This is a genomic window from Streptomyces sp. NPDC087844, from assembly GCF_044742785.1.
GTDB lineage: Bacteria > Actinomycetota > Actinomycetes > Streptomycetales > Streptomycetaceae > Streptomyces.
Genome location: NZ_JBIUVD010000003.1, coordinates 543,554 through 567,099, shown reverse-complemented (window position 1 = coordinate 567,099; position 23,546 = coordinate 543,554). Strand labels below are relative to the sequence as shown.

The window sequence follows — 23,546 nt, the reverse complement described above, 5'->3', positions numbered from 1 at the left end:
GCCCCTGATGGGGCGCAGCCCCTCTTGGGGGCGCGGGGAACGGCGCAATCTTTTGTCTTTAAGGGGCGCGGGGAACTGCGCGACAAGCCCCCACCGGGCCCGCACGCGAACGACGAGCCCGCCGCCAGGCAAAAAAAAGGGCGCCCAGTAAAAAGGGCGCCCCTTCCCTCAAACGCTCTCGCGCCAGAGACTCGTGATCGGCAACCGCCGGTCCTTACCGAACCCCTTCGCCGAGATCTTCGTGCCCGGCGGATACTGCCGCCGCTTGTACTCCGCCGTATCGACCATCCGCAGCGTCTTGGTGACCACCTCGGGGTCGAACCCCGCCGCCACGATCGCGTCGGCCCCCGTGTCGCGGTCGACGTACAGCTCCAGAATCGCGTCCAGGACGGGATAGTCCGGCAACGAGTCCGTGTCGACCTGCCCCGGCCGCAGCTCGGCGCTCGGCGGCTTGGAGATGGAGTTCTCCGGGATCGGCGGGGTCTGCCCCCGCTCGATCGCAGCCCGGTTGCGCCACTCGGCGAGCCGGAAGATCGACGTCTTGTAGACGTCCTTGATCGGCCCGTACGCGCCCACCGAGTCGCCGTACAGCGTCGAATACCCCACCGCCAGCTCGGACTTGTTGCCCGGCGCCAGCACGATGTGCCCCTCCTGGTTGGAGAGGGCCATCAGCATGGTGCCGCGCAGCCGCGACTGGAGGTTCTCCTCGGCCAGCCCGGTGAGGCCGAGCGACCCCATGTACGCGTCGAACATCGGCTCGATCGCCACGGTCCGGAAGTTGAGCCCGGTGCGCCGCGCCAGCTCGGCCGCGTCTCCCTTGGAGTGCTCCGAGGAGTACTTGGACGGCATCGACACGCCGTACACGTTCTGCGCGCCGAGCGCGTCGCAGGCGATCGCGGCGACGAGGGCGGAGTCGATCCCGCCCGAGAGCCCGATCAGCACGGAGCGGAAACCGTTCTTCGCGGTGTACGCCCGCAGTCCCACCACGAGTGCGGAGTACACCTCCTCGTCGGCGTCGAGGCGCTCGGCGTACCCGCCGGAGAGTTCCGCCTCGTACGGCGGCAGCGGCTCGTCGGAGATGACGAGGTGATCGATGCGCAGCCCGTCGTCCACGACCCCGGAGGGCGCTTCGGGGGCAGCGGCGGGCAGATCCAGATCGAGGACGACACACCCCTCGGAGAACTGGGGCGCCCGCGCGACGACCTCGCCGTGCCGGTCGACGACGATCGAGTCGCCGTCGAAGACCAGCTCGTCCTGGCCGCCGATCATGGCCAGGTACGCGGTCGTGCAGCCGGCCTCCTGCGCGCGCTTGCGCACGAGGTCGAGCCGGGTGTCGTCCTTGTCGCGCTCGTACGGCGAGGCGTTGATCGACACCAGCAGGCCCGCCCCGGCGGAACGGGTCGCCGGGACCCGGCCGCCGTCCTGCCAGAGGTCCTCGCAGATGGCGAGCGCGACGTCGATGCCGTGCACCCGTACGACCGGCAGGGTGTCACCGGGCACGAAGTAGCGGAACTCGTCGAAGACGCCGTAGTTCGGCAGGTGGTGCTTGGCGAAGGTGAGCACCACCTCGCCGCGGTGCAGCACCGCTGCCGCGTTCCGCGGGGCGCCGGCCGGCTGCCCGTACCTGGGCTGGGCCTTCTCGGAACGGTCGAGGTAGCCGACGACGACCGGCAGTTCCCCGAACCCCTCCTCGGCGAGCCGCGCGGCGAGAGCGTGGAGGGCCGCGCGGGACGCCTCCACGAAGGACGACCGCAGGGCCAGGTCCTCGACGGGATACCCGGTCAGCACCATCTCGGGGAACGCCACGAGGTGCGCTCCCTGCTCGGCGGAGTGCCGGGTCCAGCGGACGACCGCCTCGGCGTTCCCGGCGAGATCGCCGACGGTCGAGTCGATCTGATTCAGAGCGAGACGTAGTTGAGGCACGCGCCCATTGTAATCGTCAGAGAGACGTTATGGGGTGGCCGCCCCGCCCCGCGCCCCTGATGGGGCGCAGCCCCTCTTGGGGGCGCGGGGAACGGCGCAATCTTCTGTCTTTGAGGGGCGCGGGGAACTGCGCGCTCAGCCCCCACCGGGCCCGCACCCGCGAACATGCGGAACCAACCCCCCGCCCCGATCATGGGCGTCAATGATCACACCCCGCCCGGCCGCAGCAGCCACCCTCCTGGCCCTGGCCGCCCTCACCTACTCCGCATGGACGATGGAGGCCCTCCTGCCGACCTCCCTCCCCCCGGCCCACACCTACGTGAGTGAACTCGCCGCGACCGACCAGCCGTACACCACCCTCTTCCGCACAGCGGACCTGCTCGCGGGCACGCTGGTGTGCGCCGCAGCCGCGACCCTGTCGGCCCGCCGCACGCCACCGACCGCCCGAGCCGCCCTCTTCCTCTTCGGCGCGGCCACCGCGGTGGACTCCCGCCTCCCGCTCAGCTGCACGCCCACCACCGACCCGAATTGCGCCGCGAGGGAGACCGCGGCCCTCGTGCCATGGACCCACTCCGCGCACACGGTGAGCAGCACGGTCGCCCTGTGCGGCATCCTCGTCGCCATGGTGACCCTCACCCGCACAACCCGCACAGCACCCAGTTACGCGGGCCCCACCCTCGTGGTGCTCGAACTGGCCGCCACCGCTTGGACGCTGGTCGCGATCGCCGCCCTGGAGTCGGGCCACGACGGCTGGGGTGTCGGCATCGCCCAGCGCCTCCAGGTCGGCGTCATCGCGATCTGGCTGGGCGCACTGGCGGTCTCCCTCCTCCACGCCCCTGAGCCGGCCGCCGCCGGCCCCCTCCGCGATGCGGACGCCCGCCCATGACCTTCGTCCGCATCGACGGGATCCCGCACCACATCCGTGTCGACGGCCCCGGAACGGGAACCGGAGCCGCCCCCGGCACCGGCCCCGTCTGCCTGCTCAGCGCCGGCCTGGGCATGTCCTGGTTCGACTGGGATCCCGTGGTGCCGCTCCTCGCCCCGTACCGCACGGTCGTCCGCTTCGACCGGCCGGGACTCGGACTCAGCGCCCCCGCGCCCGCGCGCGCGTGGCCCACGCTCACCGGCGAGGCGCGGCGCATCACGCGCGTGCTCGACGCGGCCGGCGTCCACACGCCCGTCACCGTGGTCGGGCACTCGCTCGCCGGTTTCCACTGCGAGGTCTTCGCACGGCTGTACCCGGAGCGGACGGCCGGGCTCGTGCTGGTCGACTCCAGCGTCGAGGAGGACCCACGCCCGAGCCGCGCCCCCGCCCTGCGGAACGCCGCCACGCGCGCGTGCGGCACGCTACTGGCGGGAGCGGGCCTCCCACGGGCACTCGGCCCCCTCCTGCGGCGTACCGCGATCCGGGCTGGACGCCGCCCCATCGGCCGCAGCGACCCGGCCCCGTACGACCTCGTCCGGCGCTCCTACTCCACCAGCCGCTTCCTGCGGGCCGCCCTCGCCGAGAACGCGACCTACCGGGACCAGGCAGTCGACCTCGAAAGCCTTCGGGAGCGGCCCCTGCCGGACGTACCCGTCACCGTCCTCGCCGCCCACGCCCACGCCGTCGGTGACGGCTCGCGACGCTGGCTCGACCGCCAGGAACGCCTCGCCCAGCGCCTGGGCGGCACCTTCCGCGTCTCGACCCCCGCCGGTCACCTCGTGATGCTCGACCGCCCCCAGGACGTGGCGGCGGCGATCCTGAACCAACGCAACGAACAGAATGAACTGAACGAGCCGAACGAACCGATGCGCCCGTCCCCCGCACCAGAGCCGAGGAGCCGCCGCGGCTCAGGGATTCCCTGAGCCGGCGGCGGTACGAGGTCACGCGGCCCGGCGCGGGCGACCCTGCCCCTGTCAGTTCAGCTGTCAGTCAGTTCAGCGGCTTCGCGCCACGCTGCTGCAACAGGTCCGAGATCAGCTTCATCTCCGACTCCTGGGCCCGCACCATGCCCTGCGCGAGCCGCCGCTCCACGCCGACCCGGCACCGCTCCACACAGCCCTTGGCCATGTGCACGCCGCCCACATGGTGGGCGTACATGAGCTGCAGATAGCGCACCTCGGCCGCCTTGCCGCTCAGCTCGCGCAGCGCGTCCATCTCGGTGTTGGTCGCCATGCCCGGCATCAGCGCGCCGTCCTCGCCGGCCCCCATGCCGGCCATGCCCATCCACTCCATGGGCTCGTCGGCGGACACCTTGGGCAGCTCCCACAGGTCCAGCCAGCCGAGCATCATGCCGCGCTGGTTGGCCTGGGTCTGCGCGATGTCGTACGCGAGGCGGCGCACCTCCTCGTCGTCGGTGAGGTCGCGCACGATGTACGACATCTCGACGGCCTGCTGGTGGTGCACGGACATGTCACGGGCGAAGCCCGCGTCCGCCGAGTCCGCCGCGGGCGGCCTCATCCCGGAGTCGTCACCGTCGGCGACCGCGTACGTGATCGCCCCGGCCGCCACGAGGACGGCCGCGGCGGCACCCGTGACCCAGCCGGCGGACTTCATCTTCCTCACTTCGAGAGGCCGTTGGTGCAGGCGGCGCCAGGCTCGGGCGTCTGCTTGCCCTGGACGTACGTCTCGAAGAACGTGCCGACGTCCGGGTCGCTCGCACCCTTCACCGTCCGCTGGTGACCCCACGCGGAGAGCATGACCGGGTCCTTCTGGTCCTCGACAGGGCTCATCAGCGAGTACGGAGTCTTCTTGACCTTCTCGGCGAGCGCCTTCACATCGGCGTCGGACGCCTTGCTGTTGTACGTCACCCAGACGGCGCCGTGCTCCAGCGAGTGCACGGCGTTCTCGTTCTTGATCGCCGCTTCGTAGACGTCGCCGTTGCAGTTCATCCAGACCTGGTCGTGGTCACCGCCGACCGGGGGCTCCATCGGATACTTCACGTCCTTGGTGACGTGGTTCTGCGTGAGCTTGGTGCTCCACTTCCTCACACCGTCCTTGCCCGTGACGAACTTCCCCGACGCCGACTTCGAGTCGCTCGCCGCGCTGTCCTTGTCATCGGACTGCGACTTGATCAGGAACGCGCCGCCGGCGACGAGACCGGTGACGACGAGCACGCTGGCGGTGATCGTGAGGACCCGGTTGCGGCGCTCGCGGGACTGCTCGGCGCGCCGCATCTCCTCTATCCGCGCTTTGCGCGACGTGGACTCTGTCTTCTTGGCGGAACCCATGGGGTGGTCCTTCTGAGGGAAAGGGGCAGTGAAGTGGTCTGCTGATGGTAGTGGGGGAGGAGGGGTTCCAGGCGGGGAGCCCAGGGGATTGGCCGAATGGGCCGGGCCGCGCGGGACGCGAGTCAGGGGGAGTGTCGGTGAGTGTGGGGAGGGTGACGGAGAGACGCCGGTGGTCGGGCATTTCATGTGCGCCGCTCAGCGGGCAAGATGGGCGTCGGTGCAGTACACCTGCCGTGTGGCGAGGCGTTCGGGCGTAGGCCGGCCGGACGATCGGGGCCCGCAACGCGCGTGAAATGCTGATGTGGTGTGATGCGCAGGTGCCCGACCGCCTCCCTGGGACGGGAGCAGGCGGCCTGACCAGCAAGATTGGGTGGAAGCGGAAGATGGACAAGCAGCAGGAGTTCGTGCTCCGTACGTTGGAAGAGCGCGACATCCGTTTCGTACGCCTGTGGTTCACGGACGTGCTGGGCTTCCTCAAGTCCGTGGCCGTGGCCCCGGCGGAGCTGGAACAGGCCTTCGACGAGGGCATCGGCTTCGACGGATCGGCCATCGAGGGCTTCGCCCGCGTCTACGAGTCCGACATGATCGCAAAGCCCGACCCGTCGACCTTCCAGGTCCTGCCGTGGCGGGCCGAGGCCCCCGGCACCGCCCGGATGTTCTGCGACATCCTGATGCCGGACGGCTCGCCGTCCTTCGCGGACCCGCGGTACGTGCTGAAGCGGGCCCTGGCCAAGGCCTCCGACCTGGGCTTCACGTTCTACACGCACCCGGAGATCGAGTTCTTCCTGCTGAAGGACAAGCCGACGGACGGCTCACGCCCGACCCCGGCCGACAACTCCGGCTACTTCGACCACACCCCGCACAACGTCGGCATGGACTTCCGCCGCCAGGCGATCACCATGCTGGAGTCGATGGGCATCTCGGTCGAGTTCTCGCACCACGAAGGCGCGCCGGGCCAGCAGGAGATCGACCTGCGGTACGCGGACGCGCTCTCCACGGCCGACAACATCATGACGTTCCGCCTGGTCATGAAGCAGGTGGCGCTGGAGCAGAACATCCAGGCGACGTTCATGCCGAAGCCGTTCAGTGAGCACCCGGGTTCGGGCATGCACACGCACCTCTCGCTCTTCGAGGGCGACCGCAACGCGTTCTACGAGTCGGGCTCCGAGTACCAGCTCTCGAAGGTCGGCCGCTCCTTCATCGCGGGCCTGCTGAAGCACTCGGCGGAGATCGCCGCGATCACCAACCAGTGGGTCAACTCGTACAAGCGCATCTGGGGCGGCTCCGAGCGCACCGCGGGCGCCGGCGGCGAGGCCCCCTCGTACATCTGCTGGGGTCACAACAACCGCTCGGCCCTGGTCCGCGTGCCGATGTACAAGCCCGGCAAGACGGGTTCGGCGCGGGTGGAGGTGCGCTCCCTCGACTCGGGCGCGAACCCCTACCTGGCGTACGCGGTCCTGCTGGCCGCCGGCCTCAAGGGCATCGAGGAGGGCTACGAGCTGCCGCCGGGCGCCGACGACGACGTCTGGGCCCTCTCCGACGCGGAGCGCCGCGCGATGGGCATCGAGCCCCTGCCCCAGAACCTGGGCGAGTCCCTGACGCTGATGGAGCGCAGCGAGCTGGTGGCCGAGACGCTCGGCGAGCACGTCTTCGACTTCTTCCTGCGCAACAAGCGCCAGGAGTGGGAGGAGTACCGCTCCGAGGTGACGGCGTTCGAGCTGCGGAAGAACTTGCCGGTGCTGTAAGGGCGGGCGGGCGGTTGGGTCGCGGGGGCGGCCGGCTGCTTGAACCCTGTGGGGCCGACGGTCGTGGACCGTCGGCCCCAGCGGTTCTTCCGGGAGGCGTGGGTCACATGGGTGCGTGTCACAGGGCGTCGGGCTGTCTCGTCTCAGGGGTGTAGGCACCGACGACCCCTGAGGAGTACGCGATGGACGCGCGACTGAACTACTTCACCAGCCCGATGGCCGGCACGGCTCTCAAGCACTTCATGTCGGTGGGCAAGGTGCTCAAGGAGTCGTCGCTGCCGGCCGTGACGCAGGAGCTGGTGGCCTTGCGGGTCAGTCAGATCAACGGGTGTGCCGCCTGCCTCGACATGCACACCAAGGAGGCCGCCGCCGCGGGGGAGAGCCAGGTGCGGCTCAACCTGGTGGGGGCCTGGCGGGAGGCCACCGTCTTCACCGAGGCCGAGCGCGTCGCGCTGGAGCTGGCCGAGCAGGGGACCCGGGTCGCGGACGCGGCCGACGGGGTCAGCGACGAGGTCTGGGCGCGTGCCGGCCGGCACTACGACGAGGAGCAGCTCACCGCCCTGGTGATCCTGGTGTCCTTCATGAACACGGCGAACCGGCTGAACATCATCGCCCGGCAGCCCGCCGGTGACTACAAGGTCGGCCAGTTCCACTGACCGTGAACGGGGAACCGAGAAGGGGAGTCGGCGTGAGCAAGGTCGAGGAGTTCGAGGCGCTGCGGCCACTGCTGTTCTCGATCGCCTATCGCATGCTCGGCAGCGTGAGTGAGGCCGAGGACGCGGTCCAGGAGACCTGGCTGCGCTTCGACGGCTCGGCGACCCGGCCCACGTCCACCAAGGCCTTCCTGTCCACCACGGTGACGCGGATCTCGATCGACGTACTGCGCTCCGCACGGGCGAGGCGCGAGGAGTACGTCGGTCCGTGGTTCCCCGAACCGCTGCTCACCGACCCCTACCAGGATCCGGCTCGCTCGGCGGAACTTGCCGACTCGGTGTCGATGGCCGCGCTGCTGCTCCTGGAACGGCTCAGCCCGCTGGAGCGGTCCGTGTTCGTGCTGCGCGAGGTGTTCGGCTTCGGCTTCGACGAGGTCGCCGCGGCGGTGGGGCGGTCGGAGGCGGCCTGCCGGCAGCTGCAGGTACGGGCGCGGCGGCACATGCGGGCCGGACAGCCACGGTTCGAAGCGGACCGCCAGGAGCGGGAGGAGTTGGCGGCGCGGTTCTTCGACGCCCTGCGGGAAGGCGATGTCGGCGGTCTGCGGGACCTGCTCGCCGCCGACGTGTCGATGGTCGGGGACGGTGGCGGCAAGGCCCCGCAGCTGGCCCGGGCCGTCGTCGGCGCGGAGAACGTGGCCCGGCTGCTCGCCTCCGTCTTTCCCCGGATGGCCCGTATCGATGTGACCTTCGAGCCGCACGAGGTCAACGGCCGGCCCGGAGCGGTCTTCCGCGACCGGGACGGCAAGGTGCTCCACATCCTGGCCCTGGAAATGCTCGACGGGAGTGTTCACACCATCCGCTCGGTGATCAACCCCGACAAGCTCGGCCACCTCGGACCGGTCGCCGACGCGTGGGCCGTCGACCGCGAGGTGAGGTCGGCAATCCCTGCTGATCCGTCAGCGAACGCGAAGAGGAGACGTCGCGCTTTGTAGGCGAGAACGGTCTTACTGCGGTCGGGTCTCAGGGTTCTTCTCGATGCGGCAGCGTCAGTTCGGCGCGTACCGTTTTGCCGGTCGGTGCCCGGTCCAGGACCTCCCAGCGGTCGGCCAGTGCCTCGACGAGCAGCAGCCCGCGGCCTCCGACGGCCGAGGCGGCCGGGGCGGTGAGAGCCCCGGGGCGGGGCGGACAGCGATCGCCCCGCATGTCGGTGACGTCGATACGGAGGAGACGCGTCGGCCCCCTGTCCTTTCTCGGGGCGGGGCCCGGGAACGCCGGCTCGCCGCACAGCGTGAGCGCGAGTTCGAAGTCGCGTCCCGTCACGCGGCCGTGCGTGACGGCGTTCGCCGCCAACTCCGCGACGAGCAGCGCGGCGTTGTCGGAGGCGACGGAGCCGTACGGGATGTCCCAGCGGTGCAGCCGGTACAGCGCGAGCTGCCGTGCGAGGCGGGCGCCCAGCGGAGTGGAGCTGAACCGCTGGGTGAACATACGTACGGTAACCGGGGTTCGGTGGGGGACGGTCGGTGTCATGGCCCCAATCTGTGCGGACCCAGGCTCAGTTCACCAGGTCAGCCACCCGTACGCGGGCCCGGCGTACGGGTTCACGGGATGGACAGTATGGGTAACCCTGCGTGACCATGGAGGGGTTGGCGGGGTTGGTGGGTGCGGGTGAACGGAGGAACTGGCATGGCGGACGGTACGGGTGGAGGGGGCGCCCCTCTTGGCTGTGGTGGTGGCGGTGAGCCGGAGGTGTCCGACAGCCTCAAGACGTTCGGCGAGGTGGTCAAGGCCTTTCGGAAGCGGGCCCGCCTCACGCAGGAGGAGTTCGCGCCCAGAGTGCGGTACTCGGTGCCGACGGTTGCCTCCATCGAGCAGGGCCGCCGCTTCCCGCCCGCGGGCTTCGTGGAGCGCGCGGAGGAGGTGCTCGATGCGTTCGGGGCGTTGCGGGGGGCTGCTCGGCATCTGTCGCGGCAACCCGGGCTGGCCAGTTGGTTCCGGCAGTGGGCCCGGCTGGAGGAGGAGGCTGTCAGTCTCTACACGTACGAGTGCCGTCTGATTCCGGGGCTGTTGCAGACCGAGGCGTATGCGCGCACGCTGTTCGTGAACCAACTGCCTCCCTTGGGCGATGACCAGATCGAGGCCCAGTGGGCGGCACGGGCGGAACGCCAACGGCTGCTGCGGGAGAGGCCGAACACGGCGTTCAGCTTCATCCTGGAGGAGCACCTGTTCCTTCGGCGGACGGGTGGGGCGGAGGTGACGCGCGGGTTGATCGACCATGTGCTGGAGCTGGCTGAGCTGCGGAATATTGAGGTGCAGGTGATGCCTCAGGTGCAGGAGAACCATGCTGGCCTGCACGGCTCCATGCAGTTGCTGGAGACCCCGGAGCATAGGTGGCTCGGTTACTGCGAGGGGCAAGAGACCGGGCAGTTCATTCCAGATCCCAAGGTGGTCAGCACGCTTCAAATGCGCTATGCCAGGATGCGCTCACAGGCCTTCTCATTGAGCGACTCTCGGGCCTTATTGCAGCGGATGCGAGGAGCGGTATGAGCGCCACAGAGTTGAACTGGTTCAAGAGCAGTTACAGCAGCAGCGGATCCGGCGACTGTGTCGAGGTCGCCCTGTCCTGGCACAAGTCCAGCTACAGCAGCGGCTCGGGAGACGACTGCGTAGAGATAGCCGCCTGCCCCGACACCGTCCACGTACGCGACTCCAAGGTGCAGGCGGGCCCTCAGCTCGCTGTCTCGCCGCACACCTGGGCCAGCTTCCTGACGTACGCCACCCGCAGCTGACGCCGACCCGGGCGCACTGACGGACGCAGGCGCCCGGGCCGTCGGACTACTGCTGCTCCGCCGGGTTCGCCAAGTCCGACAGCAGTTTGTGCAAGGGCTTCGCCGCCCGCTCGCGGTACTCCTGGATCGCCCAGCCGTTGCCGTCCGGGTCGGTGAAGTGCATGAACGTGCCGCCGTCCTGGGGGGCGTACGCGACGGGCTCGGTCAGCTCCAGGCCTCGCGCGGTCAGCTCCTCGTACGCGGCCTTGGCGTCCGCGACGACCAGCTGCATGCCGTGGTACGTGCCCGGCTGCGGGGTCCCCGAGGGGATCGGCACCCCCTTGGTGAGCGCGATCGAACAGCCGGAACCGGGGGGTGTCAGCTGGACCACGCGCGAGCCCGGCATCACCTCCGCGTCGAGGTCGACGTGAAAGCCCACCTTGTCCTCGTAGAAGGCCTTCGCCCGGTCGATGTCGGTGACCGGCAGGATGATCACTTCAAGGGCCATGTCCATAAAACGACTCCTTCGTCGCATGTCGTATGTCGCGCGTAACAGGTCGGTCCGTCTGTGTGCTCAGGCTTCCTAGATTAGTGAGGCTCTTCGAGCATGGAGGGGTGAACGAACAATGGCGCGCACCCTCCTCACCGTCGGCCTCGACCTGGCACTCCCGCCGGCCGTGCGGTCCCAGCACCGGCGCTCGATCGAGGACGGGTACGGCGGCGACAACTGACCCGCATCATCGACGGTATCCGCGCACCGCGCTGACCGGACGAAAGGCTCACGCGGGGCCGACGCACACATGCCCGGCCGTCCAGGCGCTTCCCCCGGGCCTCTGCGGTTACTCTCGGAGTCGTACGACCTTGATCGCGTGCGTGACATCGAGTGGGTGCGTGTGAGGGGACATCGCGGGGATGACGGAGGCCGGGATGACGGTGCCGGGGCGCAGGAGCAGTACCTTCTCTCGGCTGCTGCGGCACGGTTTCACCGATCCGTCGGCCGCCGAGCGGCTGCTCGTCGGCCCGCAGCTCGCGGCCGTGACGAACGATCCGGTGCTGCTGGACGCCCTCGGCGCCACCGCCGACCCGGATCTGGCACTGCTCGGGCTCGTCCGGATCGTCGAGGCGCAGGCGAACGACGCGGGGCGGCGCGAACTCCTCGACACGCTGATCGCGGCCAAACCGCTGCGCGACCGGCTGCTCGGGGTGCTCGGCGCCTCCGACGCGCTCGGCGACCATCTCGCGCGCCACCCGCTCGACTGGCGGGCCCTCGTCACGTACGAGGCACAGGACCTGCATCCCGGCGTCGCGGATTTCGAGCGCGGGCTCGCCGAGGCGGACGACCCCGTGTCGCTGCGGGTGGCCTACCGGCGGTGCCTGCTGTCCATCGCCGCCCGTGACGTGTGCGGGACCACCGATGTCACCCAGGCGGCAGCCGAGCTCGCCGACCTCGCGACCGCCACATTGCGGGCCGCGCTGTCCATCGCCCAGGCCGCCGCGCCCGAGGACGCCGGGATGTGCCGGCTGGCCGTGATCGCGATGGGCAAGTGCGGCGGCCATGAGCTGAACTACGTGTCCGACGTCGACGTCATCTTCGTCGGGGAGCCCGCCGAGGGAACCGACGGAGCCGACGAGGACAAGGCGATGCGGGCCGCCACCCGGCTCGCGGCCCATCTGATGCGAATCTGCTCGGAGACCACCGTCGAGGGATCCATCTGGCCCGTCGACGCCAATCTGCGGCCCGAGGGACGCAACGGACCGCTCGTGCGTACGCTCAGCAGCCACCTCGCCTACTACCAGCGCTGGGCCAAGACCTGGGAGTTCCAGGCCCTGCTGAAGGCCCGCGCCGTCGCGGGGGACGTCGAACTGGGCCAGGAGTACGTCTCCACGCTGGCCCCTCTCGTCTGGCAGGTCGCCGAGCGGGAGAACTTCGTCACCGATGTGCAGAAGATGCGGCGGCGGGTCGTCGAGAACATCCCGCCCGCCGAGATCGAGCGGGAGCTGAAGCTCGGCCCCGGTGGCCTGCGGGACGTCGAATTCGCCGTACAGATGCTGCAGTTGGTGCACGGGCGGGTCGACACGTCACTGCGCAGCGGAACCACCCTCGACGCCCTGAAGGCCCTGGCCGCGGGCGGGTACGTGGGACGCGTCGACGCCGTGCAGTTCGACGAGGCCTACCGGTTCCTGCGGTCCATGGAGCACCGCATACAGCTCTTCCGGCTGCGGCGCACCCACCTCGTGCCCGAGAGTGAGGCCGATCTGCGGCGTCTCGGGCGCTCGCTCGGGCTCCGGACAGATCCCGTCACCACACTGAACCGTGAGTGGAAGCGGCACGCCGGTGTGGTGCGGCGGCTGCACGAGAAGCTCTTCTACCGGCCGCTGCTCGACGCCGTCGCCCAACTCGCGCCCGGCGAGACCCGGTTGAGCCCGGTAGCGGCGAGGGAGCGGCTGGTCGCCCTCGGGTACGCGGACCCGGCCGCGGCGCTGCGCCACCTGGAGGCGCTGGCCTCCGGCGTCTCCCGCAAGGCGGCCATCCAACGCACCCTGCTGCCCGTTCTGTTGGGCTGGTTCGCCGACTCCGCCGACCCCGACGCGGGGCTGCTCAACTTCCGCAAGGTCTCGGACGCACTCGGCAAGACCCCCTGGTATCTACGGCTGTTGCGGGACGAGGGCGCCGCCGCCGAGAACCTGGCGCGGGTGCTGTCCGCCGGACGGCTCGCCCCCGACCTGCTGATGCGGGCGCCCGAAGCCGTGGCCCTGCTCGGCAACGGGTCCAGCGGCGGGCTCGTGCCCCGTACCCGCGCCCACCTGGAGCAGGAGATCCTCTCCGCGGTGGGCCGGGCCGGCAAGGGAGAGGCCGCGGTCACCGCGGCACGTGGCGTACGGCGGCGGGAGCTCTTCCGTACGGCCGCCATCGACATCGTCAGCTCCTACGGCACCGAGGAGACGCCGGCCAACGCCGACCAGGGCGCGCTCGTCGACCTGGTCGGAGGCGCCATCTCGGACCTCACGGCGGCCACCCTCGCCGGCACCCTGCGGGCCGTCGTCCGCGACGGCTGGGGCGAGACGCTGCCCACCCGCTTCGCCGTCATCGGCATGGGCCGCTTCGGCGGCCACGAACTGGGCTACGGGTCCGACGCGGACGTGCTCTTCGTGCACGAGCCCCGGGAGGGCGTGCGCGAGGAGGAGGCCGCCCGGGCCGCCGGCGCCGTCGTCTCCGAGATGCGCAGACTGCTGCAGATCTCCAGCGCCGACCCGCCGCTGCTCATCGACGCCGACCTGCGTCCCGAGGGCAAGTCCGGGCCGCTCGTACGGACGTTGAAGTCGTACGAGGCCTACTACCGCCGCTGGTCGCTGGTGTGGGAGTCGCAGGCGTTGCTGCGGGCCGAAGTCGTGGCGGGGGACGAGGAGTTGGGGCGCCGGTTCCTCGACCTCGCCGATCCGCTGCGGTATCCGGCGGAAGGGCTCGGGGAGGACGCCGTACGGGAGATCCGGCGGCTCAAGGCCCGGATGGAGACCGAGCGGATGCCCCGCGGGGCGGACCCCACTCTGCACACCAAGCTGGGACGGGGCGGGCTGTCCGACGTGGAGTGGACCGTGCAGTTGCTGCAGCTGCGGCACGGGTGTGCGGAGCCGGGATTGCGGACGACCCGTACGCGGAAGGCGCTGGCCGCTGCCTGTGCGGCCGACCTGATCTCCGGTGAGGACGCGGCGACACTGGATGAGGCGTGGGTGTTGGCCACCCGGGTGCGGAATGCCGTGATGTTGGTGCGGGGGCGGGCGGGGGACACGTTCCCGTCGGACGGGCGGGAGCTGGCGGCGGTGGGGCGTTACCTGGGCTATGGCCCCGGGCATGTGGGTGACATGCTCGATGACTATCGGCGTACTACGCGGCGGGCGCGGGCGGTGGTGGACGAGCTGTTCTACGGGGCGCAGTGACACCCACGGACTCCCCTCGCCCCCGCCACCTGATCAAGGTTCGGTCTTGGCGGCCCCGGCCCCCGGCGGGACCTCCCGTGGAAGCGCGTGCGGCAGCGACCCGTACCAGAGCATCGCCACCAGGTACCCGAACGCCAGGCACGCCATACCGCCCACCGCGTCCAGCCAGAAGTGGTTGGCCGTGGCGACGATGACCACCAGGGTCGCCACGGGGTAGAGCAGGCCCAGGACGCGGACCCAGGGCACCGAGGCCAGGGCGAAGATCGTGAGGCCGCACCACAGGGACCAGCCGATGTGCATGGACGGCATCGCGGCGTACTGGTTCGACATGCTCTTCAGGTCGCCGGAGGCCATCGAGCCCCAGGTCTGGTGGACCACGACCGTGTCGATGAAGTCGCTGCCGTGCATCAGGCGCGGCGGGGCCAGCGGATACAGGTAGTAGCCGACCAGGGCCACACCCGTGGTGGCGAAGACGACCGTGCGGGTGGCCGCGTACCGCCCCGGGTGGCTGCGGTAGAGCCACACCAGGACGCCGATGGTCACCACGAAGTGCAGGGTCGCGTAGTAGTAGTTCATGCCGACGATCAGCCAAGTCACCGAGTTCACGGCGTGGTTGACCGATTCCTCCACGGCGATGCCGAGGTGGTGCTCCATTCTCCAGAGCCAGTCGGCGTTCTCCAGCGCCTGGGTCCGCTGCTCCGGAACGGCGTTGCGGATCAGGGAGTACGTCCAGTAACTCACTCCGATGAGCAGGATCTCGAACCAGAGCCTGGGGCGGCGGGGCGTACGCGGCCTTCGCAGGAGACGGTGTCCCGCGCTGCCGTGCGCCTCGTCCGCGACGGGCTGTGGAGGGGCCTGCTCCTGGCCTTCCAGTGTCGTCACGGTGCTCTCACCCATAGGGACAGAGTCTGCCAGATGAGCCTTTCCCGACCGATCATCCCTTGGGTGGGTCCTGGTCGCACGTTCTACACCCGAAGTAGGCGGAGCACTACTTCCCGCGTACGACGACGCCCAGGCCTGACACCCCTACGTGGTACCCCTAGGCGCGGTTGCGGTCCCCGGGGGACGATGCCGTCGAACCCCGGACCACCAGCTCGGGCATGAACACGAACTCGCTGTGGGGCGCCGGGGTCCCGCCGATCTCCTCCAGCAGCGTACGCACCGCGGCCTGGCCCATCGCCGGGACCGGTTTGCGGACCGTGGTCAGGGGCGGGTCCGTGAACGCGATCAGCGGGGAGTCGTCGAAGCCGACGACGGAGATGTCGTCCGGGACCTCAAGGCCGCGCTGCCGGGCCGTGCGTATGGCACCCAGTGCCATCATGTCGCTCGCGCAGACGATCGCCGTGCAGTCGCGGTCGATGAGCGCCGCCGTGGCGGCCTGTCCGCCCTCCAGCGTGTACAGCGAGTGCTGGACCAGGCGCTCCTCGATGTCGGCCGTGGCCAGGCCCAGCAGGTCCTGCATCGTGCGGACGAAGCCCTCGATCTTGCGCTGCACCGGCACGAACCGCTTGGGCCCGAGTGCGAGGCCGATCCGGGTGTGCCCGAGCGAGACGAGGTGGGTGACCGCCAGGGCCATCGCCGCCCGGTCGTCCGGCGAGATGAAAGGTGCCTGCACCTTCGGTGAGAAACCGTCGATGAGGACGAACGGCACCCCCCGCCCGCGCAGTTGCTCGTAGCGCTGCATGTCCGCGGAGGTGTCCGCGTGCAGTCCGGAGACGAAGATGATGCCGGCGACCCCCCGGTCGACCAGCATCTCGGTCAGTTCGTCCTCGGTGGAGCCGCCCGGGGTCTGTGTCGCGAGAACCGGCGTGTAGCCCTGCCGGGTCAGCGCCTGGCCGATGACCTGGGCCAGGGCCGGGAATATCGGGTTCTCCAGCTCCGGGGTTATCAGCCCGACGAGCCCCGCGCTGCGCTGGCGCAGCCGTACGGGCCGCTCGTAGCCGAGCACGTCGAGCGCGGCCAGTACGGACTGGCGGGTGGTGGCGGCGACGCCCGGCTTCCCGTTCAGGACCCGGCTGACGGTCGCTTCGCTCACCCCCGCCTGCGCTGCGATGTCGGCAAGCCGTGTGGTCACGGGATTGGACTGTACCGGCCGGGGATCGCGTTGCCCACTGAACGAACGCCGTGCACGGGCACTCGGACGGCCCGCTCCGGGCTGCTGCGTCATCGCGTTCCCTCGTGATTCTGGTCGGCAGTGTCGTGGCGGGGTGGTCGTCGTCCGCCGCGTGCGCCCGTGCGGATGGGGTGTTTCCTGCAAGGCGCCGAGCGCCGATGATCCTCGTGACGGACGAGTATGGCAAGAGCTTGCAGAGTCTTGCACGGTGACGCCGCACCCCACGAATGCCTCTGTGGCAAGGCATCACGGCAGCTCGGGACGGTTCCGAAGAGGTCACGGCGGGGTAACTGTCGGCGGTCCTTGCACTTTTTTGCTGCAAGGTCTTTCGCGCCGCTTACATCGCTGTTACGTTCACGTCGCCCGACGGCGGCAACGGTGCGGTCGGCGAGTCGGCGGGGACGGCGGACGGGGCCGCTCCCTCGAAGCACACGGGCTTTCACCCTCAAGGAGAACTCATGCGGCGTGGCATAGCGGCCACCGCACTGGTGGCGTCCCTCGCCCTCACGGCGACGGCCTGCGGATCGGACAGCGACGACAGTGGCAAGGCGGACGGCCCGGTCACCCTCACGTGGTGGGACACGTCCAACGCCACCAACGAGGCACCGACGTACAAGGCCCTCGTGCAGGAATTCGAGAAGGCCAACCCGGACATCAAGGTCAAGTACGTCAACGTGCCCTTCGACCAGGCGCAGAACAAGTTCGACACCGCCGCCGGTTCCAAGGGCGCCCCGGACATCCTGCGCTCCGAGGTCGGCTGGACCCCCGCGTTCGCCAAGAAGGGCTTCTTCCTGCCGCTCGACGGCACCGAGGCCCTCGCGGACAAGGACAAGTTCCAGGCCAGCCTGATCGAGCAGGCCACGTACGAGGGCAAGACGTACGGTGTGCCGCTGGTCACCGACACCCTCGCGCTGGTCTACAACAAGGAACTTTTCGCGAAGGCCGGCATCGACGCGGCGCCCACCACCTGGGCCGACCTCAAGACGGACGCCGGAACGGTCAAGAAGAAGACGGGCGTCGACGGCTACTGGGGCTCCACCCAGGCCTACTACGCGCAGTCGTTCCTCCACGGCGAGGGCACCGACACGGTCGACGCCGACGCCAAGAAGATCACCGTCAACTCGCCCGAGGCGGTCAAGGGCTACAAGACCTGGCAGGGCCTGTTCGCCGGCAAGGGCCTGCACAAGGCCGACACCACCGCCGACGCGTACGCCCACATCCAGGACGCCTTCGTCAACGGCAAGGTCGCCTCGATCATCCAGGGCCCGTGGGAGATCACGAACTTCTACAAGGGCTCGGCCTTCAAGGACAAGGGCAACCTCGGTATCGCCGCCGTCCCGGCCGGCTCCAGCGGCAAGGCGGGCGCCCCGACAGGCGGCCACAACCTCTCCGTGTACGCGGGCTCGGACAAGGCCCACCAGAAGGCCTCGCTCACGTTCCTGAAGTTCATGACCTCGGCGAAGTCCCAGGAGACCATCGCCCTCAAGAACTCCACGCTGCCGACCCGCGAGGACGCCTACACCACCGAGGTCAAGTCCGACCCGGGGATCGCCGGCTACCAGAGCGTGCTCGCCTCCGCCCAGCCGCGCCCGGCGCTGCCCGAGTACAGCTCTCTGTGGGGTCCGCTCGACACCGAGCTGCCGAAGATCGCCGGTGGCAAGGAGTCCCTCGACAAGGGCCTGAGCAACGCGGAGACCGCCATCGCCAAGCTGGTCCCGGACTTCAGCAAGTGACACCGGGTGGCCGTCGGATCCGTCCCCCGTCCTCGTGCGGGACGCGGGACGGATCCGACGGCCACCGGCCACGCCCACGACCGGCCCACAGGCACAGGCCCGCAGACCCGGCGGCCTGCTGATCAGCCCTGATTTTCCAGAAGGTGTCGAACCATGACAGTCGTCATCGACCGCGCGACCGGCAAGCGCCGCGGTGACCGGGCGCCACGCCCCGGCCCGCTCCAGCGCATGAAGCGCTCGTACCAGAAGTACTGGTACGCGTACGCGATGACCGCCCCGGTGGTCGTCGTACTCGGTGTGCTGGTGCTCTATCCGCTGGTGCGCGGCATCTACCTGACGTTCACCGACGCCACCAGTCTCAACTCGGCCCGCACGATCGGCGTCAACCACATCGACGCCACGTACGAGTTCATCGGCCTGGACAACTACGCCGACATCCTGTGGGGCCCCACCGCGTACGACCGGTTCTGGTCGCACTTCATCTGGACGATCGTGTGGACGGCGCTGTGCGTGCTGCTCCACTACGTCATCGGACTCGGGCTCGCGCTGCTGCTCAACCAGAAGCTGAAGGGCCGGACCTTCTACCGGCTCGTCCTCGTCCTGCCGTGGGCCGTGCCCACCTTCGTCACCGTCTTCGGCTGGCGGTTCATGCTCGCCGACGGCGGCATCATCAACTCCGTGCTCGACGCGGTGCATCTGCCCTCGCCGCTCTGGCTTGAGGACACCTTCTGGCAGCGGACCGCCGCGATCATGGTCAACACCTGGTGCGGTGTGCCGTTCATGATGGTCTCGCTGCTCGGCGGACTGCAGTCCATCGACCCGGTCCTGTACGAGGCCGCCGAGATGGACGGTGCCAATGCCTGGCAGCGCTTCCGGAACGTGACCCTGCCGGGCCTGCAGTCGGTCAGCTCCACCGTCGTACTGCTGGGCATCATCTGGACGTTCAACCAGTTCGCCATCATCTTCCTGCTCTTCGGCGACACCGCGCCGGACGCGCAGATCCTCGTCACCTGGGCCTACCAACTGGGCTTCGGGCAACAGCCCCGCGACTACGCGCAGTCCGCCGCGTACGGCGTCCTGCTGCTGTCCATCCTGATCGTCTTCACCTCCGTCTACCGCCGCTGGCTGGCCCGCAATGAGCAGCAGCTCGCGATCTGAGGCAGGAGCCCCCATGAGCACCACGACCGTCAAGACCCCCGCCCCGGCCGGCAAGGGGCCGCGGCGCGGCGAGCGCAGTCGCGCCGGGGCCCTGACCTCGCACGGCATTCTCAGCGTCGCCTGCCTGATAGCCCTGTTCCCGATCGCCTGGCTGGTCTATCTGTCGCTCGGCCCGGACAAGGACGACTATCTGCACCCCGGGGGCATCCTCGGCAAGATGACGTTCGACAACTACACGTTCGTGTTGCGGCACACGCCGTTCTTCGACTGGCTGTGGAGCACGCTCGTCGTGTCGCTCGGCACGACCGTCATCGGCGTCCTGGTCGCCGCCACCACCGGCTACGCGGTCTCGCGCATGCGCTTCCCCGGCTACCGGAAGTTCATGTGGGTGCTCCTGGTGACCCAGATGTTCCCGGTCGCGGTACTGATGGTCCCGATGTACGAGATCCTCAGCGAACTCCAGCTGATCGACAACTACTTCGGCCTGATCCTCGTCTACTGCTCGACCGCCGTGCCGTACTGCGCGTGGCTGCTCAAGGGGTACTTCGACACCATCCCCTTCGAGATCGACGAAGCGGGACGCGTCGACGGGCTCTCGCCCTTCGGTACGTTCTTCCGGCTGATCCTGCCGCTCGCCAAGCCGGGGCTCGCCGTCGCCGCGTTCTACAGCTTCATCACCGCGTTCGGTGAGGTCGCGTTCGCCTCGACGTTCATGCTGTCCGACACGAAGTACACGTTCGCGGTCGGGCTGCAGAGCTTTGTCAGTGAGCATGACGCTCAGCGCAATCTGATGGCCGCGACGGCTGTGCTGGTGGCCATCCCCGTGTCCGCGTTCTTCTACCTTGTGCAGAAGAACCTGGTCACCGGGTTGACCGCGGGCGGCACGAAGGGGTGACCCCTGACGGGGCGCCCCCGTGACTGAATCCGACCGTGTGACTCCGTTACGTACCAAGGAAGTTATGAGCCAGCAGCACTCCGCCGACCCGGCGCCGAACTCCGCTCTCGTGACCGTCGCCGACCGCCGCGACTGGTGGCGCGACGCGGTGATCTACCAGGTCTATCCGCGCAGCTTCGCCGACAGCAACGGCGACGGCATGGGCGACCTGGAGGGCGTACGTTCCCGACTCCCGTATCTGCGCGACCTCGGCGTCGACGCCGTGTGGCTCAGCCCCTTCTACGCCTCGCCGCAGGCCGACGCGGGCTACGACGTGGCGGACTACCGGGCCGTCGACCCCATGTTCGGCAATCTGCTCGACGCCGACGCGCTGATCCGCGACGCCCATGAACTGGGCCTGAGGATCATCGTCGACCTCGTCCCCAACCACTCATCCGACCAGCACGAGTGGTTCAAGCGGGCCCTCGCGGAAGGGCCGGGCTCGCCTTCCCGGGAGCGCTACCACTTCCGCGCCGGGCAGGGCGAGAACGGTGAACTGCCGCCCAACGACTGGGAGTCCATCTTCGGCGGCCCCGCCTGGACCCGGGTCACCGAGCCGGACGGCACCCCGGGCGAGTGGTACCTCCACCTCTTCGCGCCCGAGCAGCCCGACTTCGACTGGGACCACCCGGCGGTCGGCGACGAGTTCCGCTCGGTCCTGCGGTTCTGGCTCGACATGGGCGTCGACGGCTTCCGGATCGACGTGGCCCACGGCCTTATGAAGGCGGAAGGGCTCCCGGACCTTGGATCCCATGAACAGGTAAAGCTTCTGGGTAACGATGTCATGCCGTTCTTCGATCAGGACGGTGTGCACGAGATCTACCGCCAGTGGCGGCTCGTATTGGACGAGTACTCGGACGACCGCATCTTCGTCGCCGAGGCGTGGACGCCGACCATCGAGCGCACCGCCAACTACGTGCGCCCCGACGAACTGCACCAGGCCTTCAACTTCCAGTATCTGAGCACTCATTGGAACGCCGGGGAGCTGCGCGTCTGCATCGACCGCACCCTCGACGCCATGCGTCCGGTGGGCGCCCCGGCCACCTGGGTGCTGTCCAACCACGACGTGACCCGGCACGCCACCCGGTTCGCCAACGCGGCCGGGCTCGGCACCCAGATCCGTCTCGCGGGGGACCGCGAACTCGGCCTGCGCCGGGCCCGCGCGGCCACCTTGCTGATGCTCGCGCTGCCCGGGTCCGCGTACCTGTACCAGGGCGAGGAGCTGGGCCTGCCGGACGTCGTCGACCTGCCGGACGAGGTCAGGCAGGACCCCGCGTACTTCCGGGGCGCCGGCCAGGACGGGTTCCGTGACGGCTGCCGGGTGCCGATCCCGTGGGACCGCGAGGGTTCCTCCTACGGCTTCGGCGGCGGGGGCAGCTGGCTCCCGCAGCCCGCCGGGTGGGGCGAACTGAGCGTCGAGGCGCAGACCGGGGTGGCCGGCTCGACCCTTGAGCTGTACCGGTCCGCGCTCGCCGCGCGCAGTGAGCAGGCCGACCTCGGCGCGGGCGACCGTGTCGAGTGGCTGAAGGCGCCCGAGGGCGTCCTGGCCTTCCGCCGCGGGGCGTTCGTGTGCACCGCCAACACCGGCGGAGAGGCGGCGACCGTCCGCGCGTACGGGCGGGTGCTGCTCGCGAGCGGTGAGGTGACCGTCACGGACGACGGCGAGGCGAAGGTGCCCGCCGACGTCACCGTGTGGTGGATCGCCGACTGACCGTCCACCCACCGTCACCGACTGACCCTTCCTGCAAGAATTTTCAGGAATTTTCAGAAGCCCGTCTTCCGCTTTGGGAGGCGGGCTTCTACGATCTGCGGCACCGCACGGCTGTTGAATTTTGCAGCAAGAACCTTCAACGGAGAAGGGACCCCCACATGGCCAAGAGAGCTCTGTCCTGCGCGCTCGCCCTGGCGGCCGCCGCGTTCGCCGTCCCCGCGAGCACCGCCGGTACCGCCCACGCCTCCCCACCGGGCACCAAGGACGTCACCGCCGTCCTCTTCGAGTGGAACTTCGCCTCCGTGGCCAAGGAGTGCACCAACCGGCTGGGCCCGGCCGGTTACGGATACGTCCAGGTCTCCCCGCCCGCCGAGCACATACAGGGCTCGCAGTGGTGGACCTCGTACCAGCCCGTCAGCTACAAGATCGCCGGGCGCCTCGGTGACCGTACGGCCTTCCAGAACATGGTCAGCACCTGTCACTCGGCCGGTGTGAAGGTCGTCGCGGACACGGTGATCAACCACATGTCGGCGGGCAGCGGCACCGGTACCGGCGGCTCGTCGTACACCAAGTACAACTACCCGGGCCTGTACTCCTCGCCCGACTTCGACAACTGCACCTCGCAGATCAGCAACTACCAGGACCGCGGGAACGTCCAGAACTGCGAACTCGTCGGACTCGCCGACCTGGACACCGGCGAGGAGTACGTCCGCTCCGCCATCGCCAAGTACCTGAACGACCTGCTCTCGCTCGGCGTCGACGGCTTCCGCGTCGACGCGGCCAAGCACATACCGGCCGCCGACCTCGCGAACATCAAGGGCCGGCTGAGCAACACGTCCGCGTACTGGAAGCAGGAGGCCATCTACGGGGCCGGTGAGGCGGTCCAGCCGACCGAGTACACCGGCACCGGGGACGTCCAGGAGTTCCGTTACGCGTTCGACCTCAAGCGCGTCTTCAACAACGAGAACCTCGCCTACCTGAAGAACTACGGGGAGGGCTGGGGCTACATGAGCAGCGGTGTCTCGGGGGTCTTCGTGGACAACCACGACACCGAGCGCAACGGGTCGACGCTCAGCTACAAGGACAACGCGAACTACACCCTCGCCAACGTGTTCATGCTGGCGTATCCGTACGGGGCGCCCGACATCAACTCCGGGTACGAGTTCTCGTCCACGGACGCCGGACCGCCCAACGGCGGCTCTGTCAACTCCTGTTGGCAGGACGGGTGGAAGTGCCAGCACGCCTGGACGGAGATCCAGTCGATGGTCGCCTTCCGCAACGCCGTCCGGGGTGAGTCGGTCACCAACTGGTGGGACAACGGGGGTGACGCGATCGCCTTCGGCCGCGGCGGGAAGGGCTTCGTGGCGATCAACCACGAGTCGTCCTCGCTGACCCGCACGTATGCGACGTCGCTGGCGGCGGGCACGTACTGCGATGTGCAGGCGGGCACGACGGTGACGGTGAACGGCTCGGGCCAGCTGACGGCAACGCTCGCCGCGAACACCGCGCTGGCGGTCCACACCGCCAAGCCCACCTGCTGACCCACCTGCGGGCCGGTGGAAGCCGCTCGCGCCGTTCCCCGCCCCCCACCCAGGGGCGCGGGGAACGGCGCAGTCCTTTGTCTCTGTCCTTGGGGGCGCGGGGAACTGCGCAGTCTTGCGG

20 protein-coding genes are annotated in these 23,546 nt (G+C 69.4%); 13 read left to right on the top strand and 7 right to left on the bottom strand.

What is annotated here, in order from left to right:
- Positions 1–168 precede the first annotated feature (168 nt).
- Complete coding sequence (locus ACIOKD_RS09395) at positions 169–1,923, bottom strand: NAD+ synthase (protein WP_402080437.1); 1,755 nt, start codon at positions 1,921–1,923, stop codon at positions 169–171.
- A gap of 202 nt (positions 1,924–2,125) precedes the next feature.
- Here ACIOKD_RS09395 and ACIOKD_RS09390 point away from each other — a divergent pair, with 202 nt between their 5' ends.
- Both ACIOKD_RS09390 and ACIOKD_RS09385 read left to right on the top strand, forming a co-directional pair.
- Positions 2,126–2,809 carry a DUF998 domain-containing protein gene (locus ACIOKD_RS09390; RefSeq protein ID WP_402080434.1) on the top strand — a complete coding sequence of 228 codons (684 nt, stop codon included), beginning with the start codon at positions 2,126–2,128 and terminating at the stop codon, positions 2,807–2,809.
- A complete protein-coding gene (locus tag ACIOKD_RS09385; protein WP_402080432.1) occupies positions 2,806–3,771 on the top strand; it encodes an alpha/beta fold hydrolase in 966 nt (321 codons plus the stop codon). Before ACIOKD_RS09390 ends, ACIOKD_RS09385 begins: the two co-directional genes overlap by 4 nt.
- Before the next feature lie 67 nt (positions 3,772–3,838).
- On the opposite strand, the gene ACIOKD_RS09380 is transcribed toward ACIOKD_RS09385, so the two are convergent.
- Positions 3,839–4,462, bottom strand: coding sequence for a DUF305 domain-containing protein (locus ACIOKD_RS09380; RefSeq protein WP_402080429.1), 624 nt, complete (start codon positions 4,460–4,462; stop codon positions 3,839–3,841).
- Between the two features lie 5 nt (positions 4,463–4,467).
- Positions 4,468–5,136, bottom strand: a complete 669-nt coding sequence (locus ACIOKD_RS09375) for a DUF3105 domain-containing protein (RefSeq protein ID WP_402080427.1) — start codon at positions 5,134–5,136, stop codon at positions 4,468–4,470.
- A gap of 383 nt (positions 5,137–5,519) precedes the next feature.
- Here ACIOKD_RS09375 and ACIOKD_RS09370 point away from each other — a divergent pair, with 383 nt between their 5' ends.
- The 3 genes from ACIOKD_RS09370 to ACIOKD_RS09360 all read left to right on the top strand — a co-directional run bounded on the left by ACIOKD_RS09370 (position 5,520) and on the right by ACIOKD_RS09360 (position 8,526).
- Positions 5,520–6,881, top strand: a complete 1,362-nt coding sequence (locus ACIOKD_RS09370) for a glutamine synthetase family protein (protein ID WP_402080424.1) — start codon at positions 5,520–5,522, stop codon at positions 6,879–6,881.
- Between the two features lie 182 nt (positions 6,882–7,063).
- A complete protein-coding gene (locus ACIOKD_RS09365) occupies positions 7,064–7,537 on the top strand; it encodes a carboxymuconolactone decarboxylase family protein (RefSeq protein WP_402080421.1) in 474 nt (157 codons plus the stop codon).
- 32 nt (positions 7,538–7,569) lie between these two features.
- On the top strand, positions 7,570–8,526 hold the full coding sequence (locus ACIOKD_RS09360) for an RNA polymerase sigma-70 factor (protein WP_402080418.1): 957 nt from the start codon (positions 7,570–7,572) through the stop codon (positions 8,524–8,526).
- Positions 8,527–8,554: 28 nt separating this feature from the next.
- Here the strand turns inward: ACIOKD_RS09360 and ACIOKD_RS09355 are convergent, their stop codons facing one another.
- Positions 8,555–9,061: an ATP-binding protein gene (locus ACIOKD_RS09355; RefSeq protein ID WP_402080416.1), complete on the bottom strand. Its 507-nt coding sequence runs from the start codon at positions 9,059–9,061 to the stop codon at positions 8,555–8,557.
- 156 nt (positions 9,062–9,217) lie between these two features.
- Between ACIOKD_RS09355 and ACIOKD_RS09350 the strand changes: the two genes are divergently transcribed.
- Positions 9,218–10,078, top strand: a complete 861-nt coding sequence (locus ACIOKD_RS09350; protein WP_402080414.1) for a Scr1 family TA system antitoxin-like transcriptional regulator — start codon at positions 9,218–9,220, stop codon at positions 10,076–10,078.
- Positions 10,075–10,320, top strand: coding sequence for a DUF397 domain-containing protein (locus ACIOKD_RS09345; protein WP_402080412.1), 246 nt, complete (start codon positions 10,075–10,077; stop codon positions 10,318–10,320). Before ACIOKD_RS09350 ends, ACIOKD_RS09345 begins: the two co-directional genes overlap by 4 nt.
- A gap of 46 nt (positions 10,321–10,366) precedes the next feature.
- On the opposite strand, the gene ACIOKD_RS09340 is transcribed toward ACIOKD_RS09345, so the two are convergent.
- Positions 10,367–10,813, bottom strand: coding sequence for a VOC family protein (locus ACIOKD_RS09340; protein WP_402080410.1), 447 nt, complete (start codon positions 10,811–10,813; stop codon positions 10,367–10,369).
- Between the two features lie 413 nt (positions 10,814–11,226).
- On the opposite strand from ACIOKD_RS09340, the gene ACIOKD_RS09335 reads away from it, so the two are divergent.
- Complete coding sequence (locus ACIOKD_RS09335) at positions 11,227–14,235, top strand: bifunctional [glutamine synthetase] adenylyltransferase/[glutamine synthetase]-adenylyl-L-tyrosine phosphorylase (protein ID WP_402080705.1); 3,009 nt, start codon at positions 11,227–11,229, stop codon at positions 14,233–14,235.
- A 33-nt stretch (positions 14,236–14,268) separates the two neighbouring features.
- On the opposite strand, the gene ACIOKD_RS09330 is transcribed toward ACIOKD_RS09335, so the two are convergent.
- Entirely contained in the window at positions 14,269–15,132 is an 864-nt protein-coding gene (locus tag ACIOKD_RS09330) for a phosphatase PAP2 family protein (RefSeq protein ID WP_402080407.1), read from the bottom strand.
- A 142-nt stretch (positions 15,133–15,274) separates the two neighbouring features.
- On the bottom strand, positions 15,275–16,309 hold the full coding sequence (locus ACIOKD_RS09325; RefSeq protein WP_402080405.1) for a LacI family DNA-binding transcriptional regulator: 1,035 nt from the start codon (positions 16,307–16,309) through the stop codon (positions 15,275–15,277).
- Positions 16,310–16,806: 497 nt separating this feature from the next.
- Here ACIOKD_RS09325 and ACIOKD_RS09320 point away from each other — a divergent pair, with 497 nt between their 5' ends.
- From ACIOKD_RS09320 to ACIOKD_RS09300, 5 genes are all read left to right on the top strand, one after another.
- On the top strand, positions 16,807–18,081 hold the full coding sequence (locus ACIOKD_RS09320) for an extracellular solute-binding protein (protein ID WP_402080403.1): 1,275 nt from the start codon (positions 16,807–16,809) through the stop codon (positions 18,079–18,081).
- A 153-nt stretch (positions 18,082–18,234) separates the two neighbouring features.
- The gene (locus ACIOKD_RS09315) at positions 18,235–19,239 is read left to right on the top strand and encodes a carbohydrate ABC transporter permease (protein ID WP_402080401.1); all 1,005 of its coding nucleotides are present in this window, start codon (positions 18,235–18,237) and stop codon (positions 19,237–19,239) included.
- Between the two features lie 13 nt (positions 19,240–19,252).
- Positions 19,253–20,134, top strand: a complete 882-nt coding sequence (locus ACIOKD_RS09310) for a sugar ABC transporter permease (RefSeq protein WP_402080398.1) — start codon at positions 19,253–19,255, stop codon at positions 20,132–20,134.
- A gap of 64 nt (positions 20,135–20,198) precedes the next feature.
- On the top strand, positions 20,199–21,884 hold the full coding sequence (locus ACIOKD_RS09305) for a glycoside hydrolase family 13 protein (protein ID WP_402080395.1): 1,686 nt from the start codon (positions 20,199–20,201) through the stop codon (positions 21,882–21,884).
- A 158-nt stretch (positions 21,885–22,042) separates the two neighbouring features.
- Positions 22,043–23,425, top strand: coding sequence for an alpha-amylase family protein (locus tag ACIOKD_RS09300; RefSeq protein WP_402080392.1), 1,383 nt, complete (start codon positions 22,043–22,045; stop codon positions 23,423–23,425).
- The last annotated feature ends 121 nt before the right edge of the window (positions 23,426–23,546 follow it).